The 13103-nt window shown below is 50.6% G+C and carries 16 protein-coding genes; 9 read left to right on the top strand and 7 right to left on the bottom strand.

Annotated features, from left to right (window positions below; genetic code table 11):
* Positions 1-76: IS3 family transposase (locus R7V76_RS16710; RefSeq protein ID WP_369076256.1), on the top strand; the 76-nt coding region annotated here is incomplete at its 5' end.
* Positions 77-152: 76 nt separating this feature from the next.
* Here R7V76_RS16710 and R7V76_RS16375 read toward each other — a convergent pair.
* On the bottom strand, positions 153-1028 hold the full coding sequence (locus R7V76_RS16375) for a LysR family transcriptional regulator (protein WP_318094318.1): 876 nt from the start codon (positions 1026-1028) through the stop codon (positions 153-155).
* A gap of 100 nt (positions 1029-1128) precedes the next feature.
* Here R7V76_RS16375 and R7V76_RS16370 point away from each other — a divergent pair, with 100 nt between their 5' ends.
* Complete coding sequence (locus R7V76_RS16370; RefSeq protein ID WP_318094317.1) at positions 1129-2151, top strand: ketopantoate reductase family protein; 1023 nt, start codon at positions 1129-1131, stop codon at positions 2149-2151.
* Positions 2152-2164: 13 nt separating this feature from the next.
* Complete coding sequence (locus R7V76_RS16365) at positions 2165-2899, top strand: acetoacetate decarboxylase (RefSeq protein WP_318094316.1); 735 nt, start codon at positions 2165-2167, stop codon at positions 2897-2899.
* Positions 2900-2996: 97 nt separating this feature from the next.
* Here the strand turns inward: R7V76_RS16365 and R7V76_RS16360 are convergent, their stop codons facing one another.
* Positions 2997-3281, bottom strand: coding sequence for a hypothetical protein (locus R7V76_RS16360; protein WP_318094315.1), 285 nt, complete (start codon positions 3279-3281; stop codon positions 2997-2999).
* Between the two features lie 144 nt (positions 3282-3425).
* Complete coding sequence (locus R7V76_RS16355) at positions 3426-3935, bottom strand: hypothetical protein (RefSeq protein ID WP_318094314.1); 510 nt, start codon at positions 3933-3935, stop codon at positions 3426-3428.
* 215 nt (positions 3936-4150) lie between these two features.
* On the opposite strand from R7V76_RS16355, the gene R7V76_RS16350 reads away from it, so the two are divergent.
* The 3 genes from R7V76_RS16350 to R7V76_RS16340 all read left to right on the top strand — a co-directional run bounded on the left by R7V76_RS16350 (position 4151) and on the right by R7V76_RS16340 (position 8510).
* Positions 4151-6091, top strand: a complete 1941-nt coding sequence (locus R7V76_RS16350) for a glycoside hydrolase family 3 protein (RefSeq protein WP_318094313.1) — start codon at positions 4151-4153, stop codon at positions 6089-6091.
* A 139-nt stretch (positions 6092-6230) separates the two neighbouring features.
* Positions 6231-7124, top strand: coding sequence for an N-acetylmuramic acid 6-phosphate etherase (gene murQ, locus R7V76_RS16345; protein ID WP_318094312.1), 894 nt, complete (start codon positions 6231-6233; stop codon positions 7122-7124).
* Between the two features lie 12 nt (positions 7125-7136).
* Entirely contained in the window at positions 7137-8510 is a 1374-nt protein-coding gene (locus R7V76_RS16340) for a PTS transporter subunit EIIC (RefSeq protein WP_318094311.1), read from the top strand.
* A gap of 89 nt (positions 8511-8599) precedes the next feature.
* Here the strand turns inward: R7V76_RS16340 and R7V76_RS16335 are convergent, their stop codons facing one another.
* A complete protein-coding gene (locus tag R7V76_RS16335; RefSeq protein WP_318094310.1) occupies positions 8600-9088 on the bottom strand; it encodes a DUF4825 domain-containing protein in 489 nt (162 codons plus the stop codon).
* A 132-nt stretch (positions 9089-9220) separates the two neighbouring features.
* Between R7V76_RS16335 and R7V76_RS16330 the strand changes: the two genes are divergently transcribed.
* Complete coding sequence (locus tag R7V76_RS16330) at positions 9221-10276, top strand: DUF871 domain-containing protein (RefSeq protein WP_318094309.1); 1056 nt, start codon at positions 9221-9223, stop codon at positions 10274-10276.
* On the top strand, positions 10273-10779 hold the full coding sequence (locus tag R7V76_RS16325; protein WP_318094308.1) for a DNA topology modulation protein: 507 nt from the start codon (positions 10273-10275) through the stop codon (positions 10777-10779). Before R7V76_RS16330 ends, R7V76_RS16325 begins: the two co-directional genes overlap by 4 nt.
* Before the next feature lie 67 nt (positions 10780-10846).
* On the opposite strand, the gene R7V76_RS16320 is transcribed toward R7V76_RS16325, so the two are convergent.
* A complete protein-coding gene (locus R7V76_RS16320) occupies positions 10847-11719 on the bottom strand; it encodes an alpha/beta fold hydrolase (protein ID WP_318094307.1) in 873 nt (290 codons plus the stop codon).
* A 114-nt stretch (positions 11720-11833) separates the two neighbouring features.
* Between R7V76_RS16320 and R7V76_RS16315 the strand changes: the two genes are divergently transcribed.
* Complete coding sequence (locus tag R7V76_RS16315; protein ID WP_318094306.1) at positions 11834-12514, top strand: VOC family protein; 681 nt, start codon at positions 11834-11836, stop codon at positions 12512-12514.
* A 25-nt stretch (positions 12515-12539) separates the two neighbouring features.
* Here R7V76_RS16315 and R7V76_RS16310 read toward each other — a convergent pair whose 3' ends face one another.
* Both R7V76_RS16310 and R7V76_RS16705 read right to left on the bottom strand, forming a co-directional pair.
* A complete protein-coding gene (locus R7V76_RS16310; RefSeq protein WP_318094305.1) occupies positions 12540-12911 on the bottom strand; it encodes a hypothetical protein in 372 nt (123 codons plus the stop codon).
* 114 nt (positions 12912-13025) lie between these two features.
* On the bottom strand, positions 13026-13103 hold a 78-nt coding region (locus R7V76_RS16705), incomplete at its 5' end, for an IS3 family transposase (protein WP_369076250.1).

Genomic DNA, 13103 nt, shown 5'->3' with positions numbered 1-13103 from the left:
ATTCTACAATGAAGAACGATACCAAGAACGACTAAACGGCTTGAGCCCGTTAGAATTCAGGGCTCAAGCCGTTTAAAAGATTTTTATTATTTTGCCTGTCCACTTGACGGGGAGCAGTTCACGTCAGGACGGTCGTTTTTTTCTGGGATCCGTTATTTAACGAAGGAAGCGGCTTCGCGGAGGAAGAACTGTTTGATGGCATCATAAACCGTCTGCTGTTCTTCGGTCAGGCCACGGCTTAAGCGTGACAAATAGATGTTTGAGACGATTGTCAGGTTATCCTTGGCGACGAACGGAAGCTTCAGTTCACGGCAGACGGAGACGGGAACAAAGCTGAAATAACGTTGTTGACGCAGGGCGACCTGCAGGGAGACGTCATCAATGTAACGGATCGAATCCGCGTATAAACTGAATTCCGTCATCTTTAATTTGATGAAACTGTTGTAATCCTTATTGTGTGACGGGAACAGGAACGATTTTGCCGTCTCGTTGTCATAGAGCACACGCAAAACGTCCTGCTCCGTATAATGACCGGGATAGGTCAGCACAATCTCTTCTTCAATAACCGGTTCACTCGTGACTTCGGGATGTTTGATTTCCATAAAGCTGATTGAGAAATGGATTTCATCGGTCAACAGTTGCGACAGAATTTCACGGTTCGACAAAATTTCCGTGTTGAACAGTGTCGCTGACGGGTTAACCAAAAATTCCGCCAGCAGAATCTGAATGAAACGGCCGTGTGAACTAGCGAGGCTGATCGTCACGTCCTGTTCCGGATTCGACAGCCGTTCTTTGACGAGTTCGAGTTCATTTTCGATTTTTTCGACGGACTGCAACAGGATCCGTCCCTGATTCGTCAGGGTAATCGCGCGTCCGTTCCGGTTGAACAATTCGGTATCCAATTCCCGTTCGAGTTTTTTGACTGTCATACTGAGTGCCGGTTGACTGATGAACAGACGCTTCGCAGCATGAGTAAAGTTCAGTTCTTCTGCGACGGTTCTGAAATAATGTAAATGGAGTAATTCCATCTCTCACTCCTCCTATAAGTAATTGTTTATAACAGTATACATCATTATATATTTTTGTTTATGCGGAAACCGGTATATGCTGAGTGCAGAGGTGATGGAAATGAATATTGCAATATATGGAGCAGGATCACTCGGTACCATCATGGGTGCGTATTTAAGTGAAACATATCCTGTCGTTGACTTGATTGATACGAACAAAGAACATGTCGCACAACTGAACGAGAAAGGGGCACACGTCGTCGGACCGGATATCATGCAACGCGTCACGGCTTTTCTGCCGGAAGAGATTACGAAAACGTATGATATCGTGTTGTTGCTGACAAAACAGCTCTACAATCCGCAAGTCTTACCGGCGGTCAAAGCCATTTTAAAAGAGGACGGTATCCTCGTGTCCTTGCAAAACGGGGTGCCGGAAGAAATCATCCGCCAGCATATTCCAAGTGAACGGATTATCGCCGGCTCGGTCGAATTTGGGGCGACGTATGTCGGACCGGGACAGTCCCGTCTGACAACAGACTACTCATTCTTTAAAAAATATGCGTTGCAAATCGGCGAACTCGACGGGGCGACGACAGACCGGATCGTTCAGTTAAAAGAAGTCCTCGATACAATTGGCGGAACGGAAATTTCCGATAACCTGCCGGGCACGAAATGGTCGAAACTGATCATCAACAGCGCGTTCAGCGGATTGTCTGCTGCCTGCAACGGGACGTATGGTGACGTGCTCGACCATCCGGTCCTGTTACGAGCCGCGATTCACGCGATGAAAGAAGTCCTTGATGTCGGTCATGCGCACGGGATCGAATTTGCCCGGATGGGAGAAGCGGACTTGACGGTCTACAGCGAACTCAGTGACATCGACCAAAAGATGGTCGAACTGCCGCAGTTGATGAACAGCTCGCGAAATCTCGAGGCGAGTATGTTACAGGATTTACGGAAATACCAGCCGACGGAAATCGACTACATTAACGGTGTCGTCACGATGTACGGGGAAACGTACGGCATTCCGACTCCGGTCAATTCAATGATTCAAGCACTCGTCCGAAATGCACAGGACAAACAGGAAGTAACCGACTTTGAACAGAGTGTCGAGCAGTTCAAGGCACTTCTCGCAGTCAAATAAGGGAGATGAGCAGATGAAAAAAGAGGATGTCCAGAATGTCGTCGCGACACCGGTCAACGCACCGGTCTTTCCGGCGGTCGATATTTTCTTCCGGAACCGCGAATACATGAATATCGTCTATGAAACGGACCTGGAGCAATTGCGTGCCGTCGTACCGGAACCGCTTGAGCTGATCGGCAACCAGATCAAGTTCGAAGTCATCAATATGCCGGACAGTACGGGACTCGGCTCGTATCTGGAATGCGGTCACGTCATCCCGGTCCGGTACAACGGGGAAGTCGGGGAATTCTACCTGTCGATGTACGTCAATAACCAGGCAGCGATTGCTTCCGGGCGGGAAGTTGCTTCGTTCCCGAAAAAATATGGTTCGCCGAAGTTGTTTTTAGACAACGACGTTCTCGTCGGAACACTTGATTATCATTCGCTTCGTGTCGCCCAGGCGACGATGGGTTATAAATATTATCCGGTCAAGGAAGAAGAGGCGAAAGCGATCATCGGTACACCGCAGTTCATGCTGAAGCAACACCGCGGCTACGAAGGGGAACTGATCATCTCTGAATTGACACGCAGTCAAATCACGGATATTCAGGTCAAGGAAGCCTACCGCGGCCCGGCCCGTTTGGAATTGTTCCAGCATGTCATGGCACCGCTGGCCGATTTCCCGGTCGGAAAGATCATGGATGCCCAGCATATCATCGCCGATTTACGACTCGGCGGTCCGAAGAAGATTTTTGATTATATGAAGTAAAACGACGAAACGGGAAGCCGTATCTTCCTGAATCATGACAAAATAAAAGACCGCATCCAGGCGATGCGGTCTTTTGGTCGTTCGAAAGATGAGCTGCTCAGTACTTCTTTTTCCCGCCAAGTCCGATGAAGGTAACGAACAATCCGACGGTGAGCGTAAAGGCGAGCATGGCGTTCTGGTACCAGCCACGAGGGAAAAAACCGACGAGAAACAACAGCAGAAACAAGGTGGAGACAATCAATCGTGCATCGCGCGTTTGAGAAGGGAGCGATTTCCAGTGGATCAACAGCAAAAAGGAGGCCAAGGGAGCAGTTATGTAGAAAATAACAAAAAATAGAAAACGTTTTAAATAGAACGGTAACCTTTCAACTGGAAGGCGCATAATGTTCTCCTTTCCTTTGGCTGATTAATCTGGTATTCGACGGGATATTGCTGGTCGTGTTCCTCATAGGTTCTAAAATCATGTTCAAATGATTATAAAAATCAGCAATGGACGGTCCAAGAGGAATTGTCTGTTTTGACGTCATTAAAGCGGATTCTTCCGATCCCGTCGTTCGATGACAAATAGCTGGTCAAAGCTTTCTACCGGGTCGTCCTCCCATTCATCAAAAAGGCGTTGCTCGTAAGACCGGATGTGATATTGATCAAGGTCTGCGGACTCCGTTAAATAACGTGGGAGCGGCCCGGTCTCTTCTGACAAAGCCGGAAGAACAAACGGGAAATTATCTCTGTTCGGATTGTTGGTATGAACGAAAACTGCGTCCTTGCCGGCATCTTGCCGGGACAGTTCGATCCAAAGCTGATACGGTTGTCCCCACGTTTTGAGCGCGGCATCGAGCTCATCCATCAGCTGAAACAGTGCTTGGACATGTGCATTTCGAATTTTAAGGTGACCATTTCCACGTCCGTCAAAATCGAGATGGACATGCCAAAAATCAAACCAACTGTCGGAACTGAAATCTAAGGCATGGGCTGAGAGATGTTGTTCGGCCTGAAGTTGTCGAAAGTAGCGGCGTTTGCCACGGAATTTTTTCATCGGATAGGTGTCTCCTTGCTGGGAATGATGTTCCATTCATTATACAACAGTGTCAATATCTTTCTGTATAAAAATGAAACGAAAGGAAACTTTATTTCAAAGTGTTTACGCTTACAAATAAAACATTGTTTCTGAATGTTAGGCTTGTTATACTAACGGTGAACACGGGGAAGCAACAATCATGCAGGGGTCAAAACAAAAGGGGAGCTGAGCATATGGGACAGAAACTCAACTGGACGGCGACACTCGGATTGACGACGGCGCTACTTGCCGCGTCGTTGCCGATGCAACCAGTCGCGGCCGAAACGACACCATCCGTTACACAACGGGTTGACGCACAACTGGAACAGATGACGCTTGAGCAAAAGATCGGTCAAATGATCATGCCGGATTTCCGGTTATGGAACGGGGTTAATCATACGCAACTGGCACCGGAAGTCGGACGGATCATCGACCGGTTTGATTTAGGCGGTGTCATCCTGTTCGCGGAAAATGTCAGTGAGACGGAACAGACGACGAAACTGGTCCATGATTTGCAGGAAGTCGTCGAGCAGGATCCGAGCAACGACATTCCATTGTTCGTCACGATTGACCAGGAAGGCGGAATCGTCACACGCCTCGGTACGGGGACCAACTTACCGGGCAACATGGCACTCGGGGCGACCCGCAGTCCGGCTTATGCGGAAGCGGCAGGTGGAATCATCGGCTCCGAACTGTATGCACTCGGCATCAACGTCAACTTTGGTCCGGTCCTTGATGTCAACAACAATCCGGGCAATCCCGTCATCGGGGTCCGTTCGTTTTCAAGTGATCCGAACCTGGTTGGGGAACTGGGCTCGGCCATGACGCAAGGCATTCAGAAGCAAGGGGTCGCAGCGACGGCGAAACACTTCCCGGGACACGGGGATACGGCAGTCGACTCGCATTACGGCTTACCGGTCGTCGACAAATCACTGGCTGAACTGAAACAGCTGGAACTGATTCCGTTTAAACGGGCAATTGACGAAGGAATTGACATGGTGATGACGGGACACATCGGCATGCCGCAGATTGAGGATGAAGTCGTCGAGTCAAAACAAGGGACGTTCCCGCTGCCGGCCACGTTATCGGATGACGTCATCACCGGTGTCTTACGGGAAGAGCTCGGCTATCAGGGACTTGTCGTCACTGATGCCTTGAACATGCAGGCGATTGCCGACAACTTTACGGAGTCGGAAGCCGTCATCAAGACGTTTAAAGCCGGTGTCGATATCGCATTGATGCCGACGATTCTAAGATCTGCGAACGACGTGACGAAACTGGAGTCGATTTTTGACGATGTGATTGAAGCCGTCGAAAGCGGTGACTTAAAAGAAGCGGACATCGATCGTTCCGTCGAGCGGATTCTGACGCTCAAAGCGACACGCGGCATCTGGAAGGAAACAAATGATCAGGTGACACTTGAGGAACAACTGAACGAGGCGAAGTCAGTCGTCGGCAGCCCTGAACATAAGGCACTTGAGCGGCAGATGACGGAAGCGGCAGTCACACTCGTCAAAAATGACCGGAAGACATTGCCGTTCAAGCCGAAAAAAGGGCAGACGGTCCTCGTCCTTTCACCGACAAAAGATCAGACGGACAGTATGGTCAAGACGATTCGGTCGCTTGAGAAAAATGCCGGGAACCTGAAGCGGGTGAACGTGCTGACGGAAAATTACGGAGCCTCGACGCCGCATCTCGATCAAAATCCGGCGCTTCAGGAGAAAATTAATCAAGCCGACTATCTGATCGTCGGCTCGAACGTCAACAACAGTGCGAAGCTCGGAACAGCTTCCGCGGATCATTATGTGCCGGCTGAAGTCTTCCGTCAGGCAAACCAAGCGGGTAAAAAATCCGTCCTGCTCAGTCTGCGGAATCCGTATGATGTCGCCGTACAACCGGACGCCGATGCTCAACTGCTCGTTTACGGCTTCAAAGGGGATCCGAACGGACCGGATTCGGAAGCGGGGAACACAAAATCAGCCGGACCGAATTTACCGGCAGGAATCCGCGCCATTTTTGGTGAATTCGTACCACAAGGGAAATTACCGGTCGATGTGCCGAAGTTTAAGGACGGTACGTTCCAAAACGATTTGTACCGGGAGTTCGGGGACGGATTCCGCAATTGGAATAAGTAACAGGCTCGTTTGAGGGAGTCCAATCGACGCGGTTGGGCTTTCCCTATTGACTTCTTTTGCAATTTTATTTCTATTAAATCTATTTATTTTTGGATTAATGTTTCGTTGTGGTCAGGATAAAAGGAGCTGTGGAGAGAGGATGAAAATCATGTTAGAGAAATTGGCGACAGAACGCCGGAATCAACGAACGATGGAGCTTGACGATATGACGGTCGAGGAAATCTTGACGGTGATGAACGAGGAGGATCAGTCGGTCGCAGGTGTGATTCGACAGGAAATCCCGGTCATCCAGCAAGTCGTCGCGCAAGTCATTCAATCGTTTCAAGCGGGCGGACGCCTGATTTACATCGGAGCCGGAACGAGCGGACGCCTCGGTGTGCTCGACGCGGCAGAATGTGTGCCGACGTTTGGTGTCTCACCAGAGATGGTTGTCGGTTTGATTGCCGGAGGCGAACGGGCGCTCATCAAGGCCGTTGAAGGGGCGGAAGACAGCAAGACACTGGCTGTCGAAGATTTACAGGCGCTTCAGCTGACAACGAATGATACCGTCATCGGCATCGCGGCAAGCGGTCGGACCCCTTACGTCATCGGCGGTCTCGATTATGCCCGTGAAATCGGCGCGAAGACAGCAGCGTTGTCCTGCAACAAAGAATCCATCATCAGCCAGCACGCCGATCTCCGGATTGAAGTCGAGACAGGTCCGGAAGTCTTGACCGGTTCGACCCGGCTCAAAGCCGGAACGGCACAAAAGCTTGTCCTAAACATGATTTCCACGGCAGCGATGATCGGCGTCGGGAAAGTCTATCAAAACCTGATGGTCGATGTCCAATCGACGAATGAAAAGCTTGAAGTCCGGGCCAAACGGATGATCGTGGAAGCGACAGGGGTCGATCTTGAGACGGCCGCGCGTTATTTCACATCAACGAATGGTCACGTCAAGACGGCGATCGTCATGATTTTAGCAGACGTTTCGTATCCTGAGGCGGTTGAACGATTACAACGTGCGCACGGATTCGTCCGCGACGCGCTCTAAGGGGGGATTCAGATGAAGAAGGAAGAAGTGTTGGCGGAGGGAATACTGGAACATGTCGGCGGGAAAGACAATCTCCGACAGCTTGCCCACTGTATGACACGTGTCCGGTTGGCGCTGAAGGATCCGACAAAAGCGGATATCCAAGCACTCAAACAACTGGACGGCGTCATGGGTGTCATCGATGACGAGACACTGCAAATCGTCGTCGGACCGGGGACGGTCAACCGGGTCGCGGATCATTTGAGTCGGAAAACGGGGCTTGCCATCGGGGAAGAGTCGGCCGATGAGAACCTGACATTTGAGGAACGGGCCGCCATCGAACGGCAAAAAGTGAAGGATAAACAAAAGTCACCGTTCAAACGCTTTTTACGGCGCCTAGGAAATATCTTCATCCCGCTCATTCCGGGACTGGTCGCGTCAGGAATCATTAACGGAGCAGCGAACTTTGCGAAAAACGCCGGAGTCGATGCGACGGAAACGTGGATGCAGATTTTATTACTGATCGGCAGCACCGTCTTTGCTTACTTAGCGATTCTCGTCGGGTGGAATACGGCGAAGGAATTCGGCGGCACGCCGGTCCTCGGCGCGATTGCAGGGGGGATTTTATTTAATCCGTTGCTTGTTGATATAATTATTTACGGAGAACCGCTTGTCGTCGGTCGGGGAGGGTTGTTTGGGGTTATCTTCGCCGCTTGGTTGATGACATATCTTGAAAAACATATCCGCCGGTTCATGCCGGTTTCGATTGATATCATCTTTACGCCACTCTTAACGGTCTTGATCGTCGGATTTACAGCACTTTATGCCATCATGCCGGTCGCCGGTGTCCTGTCTGACGGGATCATGAAAGCAATCAACGTGATCCTCGAAGTTGGTGGACCACTTGCCGGTGCCGTGTTAGCTGGATTCTTCCTGCCGCTCGTCATGGTCGGACTGCATCACGGCTTGACACCGATTCATCTGGAACTGCTCAATACCGTCGGCAACACGGCACTCTTGCCAATCCTTGCGATGGCGGGAGCCGGGCAGGTCGGCGCCGCACTGGCGATTTTCGTCAAGACACGAAATCAACGGTTGCGCAACATCATCAAGGGCGCGATTCCGGTCGGTTTCCTCGGAATCGGTGAACCTTTGTTGTACGGGGTCACGTTACCGCTCGGCCGTCCATTCCTGACAGCCTGTATGGGAGCGGCAGTCGGTGGGGCCTTCCAGGCGACGATGAAGACAGCGGCGCTTGGTGTCGGCGTGTCCGGTCTGTCGTTGACACCGTTGATCGATAACGGGATGTACCTGACGTACATCGGCGGCCTTGTCATCTCGTACGTCTTCGGATTCCTGTTTACCTTCTGGTTTGGATTTAAGGAAGAAATGGCAGACGGAATTTAACGGCGGCACAAGAACCGCACACAACAAAAAGATGGAAGATCACGTGACCGTGATGTTCCATCTTTTTTTGACGCGTTGCCGGTCCGGCATCAGTCAGCCAAAACCTGATTGATGTTCGTTTCCGACTTCAACTGGTGTTGAAGCAACTGTTTTAGGTCCTGTTCCTGTGTGATCGTACTGAGAGTTTGACCGTACCACTGGTCGAGCTGATTCCGTGTCACGGTATACGTGTAGTCCGGGAACGTAAAGGTGATCCGGTCGACATTATCGACGAGGACAAACAGATAAGTGGCATTAAACAGAACCGTTTCTTTGATTTCCTGTTCGATGTTTTCTGTCTCGATGTCCTTGTAAGTCAAATGCATGCCGTATGGTGTTTGCTTCGTTTGCAGGGCAATCTGCCGTAATTCCTGGTGGTGGGCCAATTCCTTGACGATATTTGTGACGGCACTGTTATTGCCGACCACTGAATGCTTATAGTGGAACAGATCCGTTTTCGAATCAGCATGCTGGCTGTAGACGTTCCACACCATGATCAGACAGGCGACGGACAGGAACGGGATTAAGATGCGTTTCATTTCATTTTCCCCCTTATGTAATACACATTAATGGTATCATAGTTCAGGAAGAACCTCCTAAAAATTTCTTTTAATGGTACTATTGAAACAATTTTTAGAACGAATTCAGTCAATCAAAAAGGAGTGATTCAGATGAAAGGACTGGCCGTTTATTTGAGTGAAGCACTGACAGATGAGGTGAAAGCAAACATCGTACAGATGCGGGCAATCGGCTTTACCTCAATCTTTACTTCGTTACATATCCCGGAAGATGATCCGGCGTTATATACAGAGCGGTTGCGAACTTTAGGGCAATTGGCACGAGAACTCGAGATGGAACTCGTTGCGGATATCGCTCCGACTTCTCTAACTGCGCTCGGAAAGACATGGGATGACGCCGGGACGTTGACCGAGTGGGGACTGACCGGATTGCGTGTCGATTACGGCGTGACGCCGAAGCGGATTGCGGCGTTGTCGAGACAACTGATGATCGCGTTGAATGCCAGTACGGTAACTGCGGAAGAACTCGATGCGATGAAAGCGGAGGGGCTGGTGCTTGAGCACGTCGAAGCCTGGCATAACTTTTATCCGCGTCCGGAAACAGGACTCGACCGGAACTGGTTTGACGATAAAAACCGTTGGCTCCGTGAACAAGGAATCCGTGTTCAGGCCTTCATCCCGGGTAACGGACAACTGCGTGGTCCGCTTTACGAGACGTTACCGACGCTTGAGGATCACCGCGGACAATCACCGTTTGCCTGTTATCTCGAACTTGAAGCGTCCGTTGACCGGATATTAATCGGTGATCCCGGCCTGTCAGACACGACGATGCGGCAGTTTGCCGCTTATCAGGAGGGGGTCATTATCCTCCGAGCAACGGGACAAGGCAATCCGCTGTTAGAAAGCGTTCAGACAAACCGGATGGATCCGGCACGCGATGTCATCCGTTCGGTCGAGTCACGTGCTTACGGCCGACCGGGCGACGGACTTCTCGAACCTGCGACGCTAGCCGACCGGCCTGTTGGATCGATTACGATCGATAATCTGCGTTACGGCCGGTATGCCGGGGAGCTGCAGATCACAAAACGGGATCTTGCGGCGGACGAACGGGTCAATGTGATCGGACGCGTGATTGAAGTTGACCGACCGTTGCTACAACGGATTGGTCCCGGCGGACGGTTCCGGCTGGAGTGGGTGGAAGCGGAATGAAAAAGATCATGCTAATCGGTTCCGGTGGATCAGGTAAGTCGACGCTTGCGAGACAACTGGGTCAACGGCTGGGTATTTCTGTCCACCATCTCGACAGTTTGTTGTGGCGGGCGGACTGGCAGGCAGTTCCGCGCGAGGAACAACAACGGATACAAACGGACTTAATCAGCCGGGATGACTGGATCATCGACGGAAATTACGGTGGGACGATGGACCTCCGGCTCAATGCGGCGGATACGATCATCTTTCTTGATCTACCGCGAACGACGTGTGTCTACCGGATTCTCAAACGGTCGATTCGGTACCGGCATCAGGCACGACCAGATATAGCGACCGGGTGTCCGGAAAAAATCGATGTTGCTTTTTTGAAGTGGGTGTGGCGTTATCCGGATGATCAGCGGCCGGGCATTCAAGCAAGACTCGCACAAGTGATAGCGACGAAGACAATTATCGTGTTAAAGTCACGGAAAGAAGTCCGACAGTTCATCGAAAATATCACCTGATCGAAGAATCCACAAAGCAAACGACTCTCGGACATCCGGGAGTCGTTTATTTATCGTTCAATTTTTTTCAGAGTTGAGTGGGCTGTTCATCAACGGCAAGCGTTCTGGTCCAGTGTTCCCGAATCACCTGCAGTACAAATGCCGGATCATCCCAGTGCGTGATGTGGGAAGTCGACGGAACGGAGATGACGGTTCCGCCGGTTTTTTCCTGCCACAGAGCGATTGCTTCTTGACGGAACGGTTCGTCGGAAACGGGTAATGTCGCGCGGAGCAACACGAGGTTGTCACCGGGAACATCGTCGAGGAAATCAAGGATTTCATCCTGGTACATCGCCGTCAGAATCGCCCGTGCCGTTTTCGCCCGCGTATGCCAGTAGTACCGCCCGTCCTGCATCCGAACAAAATCCTTTCCAGCTAAGTCAAGCAGCGGCGACCGGCGCATCTTGGGTCCGTAGACAGCGACATCGCGGAACTCTTCCCACGTGGCAACAGACTCTTCGAAATCGGTATCGTAAAATGCGGATTCCTGCTCGAGCGGGGTGCCGCGTAACCGTTTGCTCTGATATCCGCCGTCAATCAAAATCGAGCCGCGTATCCGGTCCGGCTGTTCTTTTTGATAATAAAGCGCGATGAAGCTGCCCCAGGAATGAGACAGGAAATAAAAATCCTGGATATCGATCTGGTCAAACAACTGATTCAGCCAATTGGAAAAACGGGCAAATTGATAGTCGCGTTCGTCCGGGAACGGCTCGGTTTTTCCGTGACCCGGCGCATCGATCGAGACGATCCGGTATGTATCTTGTAAGGCGTCCGCCAGTTCGATGAAGCTGAGGCTTGTTCCGCCGAGACCATGCAGGCAAAAAATGACCGGTCGATCCGGTTCACCCCATTCGGTAATCTGTGTCGAAATGCCACCGCATGCAATCGTATATCGTTTCATCTGTCTGCCTCCGTTTCAAAATAGGTATGTACTTACTTTTTAACCATTATTATACATCAATTATTGTATACTGAAACTAGCAAATGGATTGGACTGAGATGGAGGAGATAGACGATGAAAATTACAGCAGCCACACTTTGGACGAATGATGTCAAACTGATGCAGGACTTTTATACGGAGACACTCGGTTTTCCGCTCGTCGAGGAGACAGCGACCGCGTTTACCATGCAAATCGGGACGAGTCAGCTTCGATTTGAGCTCGACACGACAGAGCAACCAAAACAATACCACTTTGCCTTTAACGTGCCGGGGGATTCCTTCCGACTGGCGAAGGACTGGTTGCAACACCGTGTCCCGTTATTGATTGAGGACGGGAAAGACGAAATTTATTTTGAAAACATCAATGCCCATTCCGTTTATTTTTATGATCCGGATGAAAATGTCGTCGAATTGATTGCCCGCCATGATGTCAATCCGGCGAAGTCGCTTGAAACGTTCACCGTCAATGACATCCTCGATATCGGCGAGATGAACGTGACGACGCCGGATGTTACCGGTGTCGGCGCATCCTTTGCGGAACTCGGTGTCTTTCACCGGTATCATCAACCGATTAACGTCGACTTCCTGAATTTCCTCGGAGCACCGGAAGACGGTACCCATCTGTTGCTTGGGCGAGAAGACCGGACATGGTTGTTCTCCCCGAAATCGGCCATTACCAGTCCGCTTGTGCTTGAACTCGACGGGGAGCTTCGTGTCCGGATTGATACAGATGGTGTGTTGCACCACGACAACTAAACCCGTCATCAGACGGATTTAGAGGTTATACGACGAGCTGTAAAATTCCGAACGTCGTTACGACGACATAGGAGACGGAAACAAAAATCAAGACGGGCTGAAACAACGTCTCTTTGGATTGGCGTGTAATCCCTTCGACAAAACAGCTGAGGAGGAAAACAAAAATCGCCAGTCCGATATACATCAAGACAATCGTCACGATACTTTGGATGATACCAAACGTGACGAGAGAAAAAACGGTGAAAAACAAGTAGCCGAATGCTGTCAGGAAAACGAGACCAAGTAGAATCCCGAGCGCCGGATGAAGTCTGTTGACGCGCGCCGCCCAGTTGGGGAATCGTGGACTGAGCAAGTTCCACGCCGTATGTAACGATAAACAGACCGAGATGAACAACATCAGGAAAAAGAGTGTCTGTAGCAGGGGCGACAGTTGATCGGTCCAGAACGGAACGATTAAAAAGACGACCGGTAGACTGACCTAGCGATATGAGACACATATAAAACACCTTGATTAGGCTGCCAGTACACCATATTTTATCGGTGTCAGGTAGCCTAATTTTTCTTGGATTCGTTCTTCGTTATAGTAATT

The sequence above is a fragment of the Exiguobacterium artemiae genome (genome assembly GCF_033342815.1).
Classification (GTDB): domain Bacteria; phylum Bacillota; class Bacilli; order Exiguobacteriales; family Exiguobacteriaceae; genus Exiguobacterium_A; species Exiguobacterium_A artemiae_A.
The sequence above is the reverse complement of the archived record's forward strand: the minus strand, read 5'-3'. Positions and strand labels throughout refer to the sequence as shown.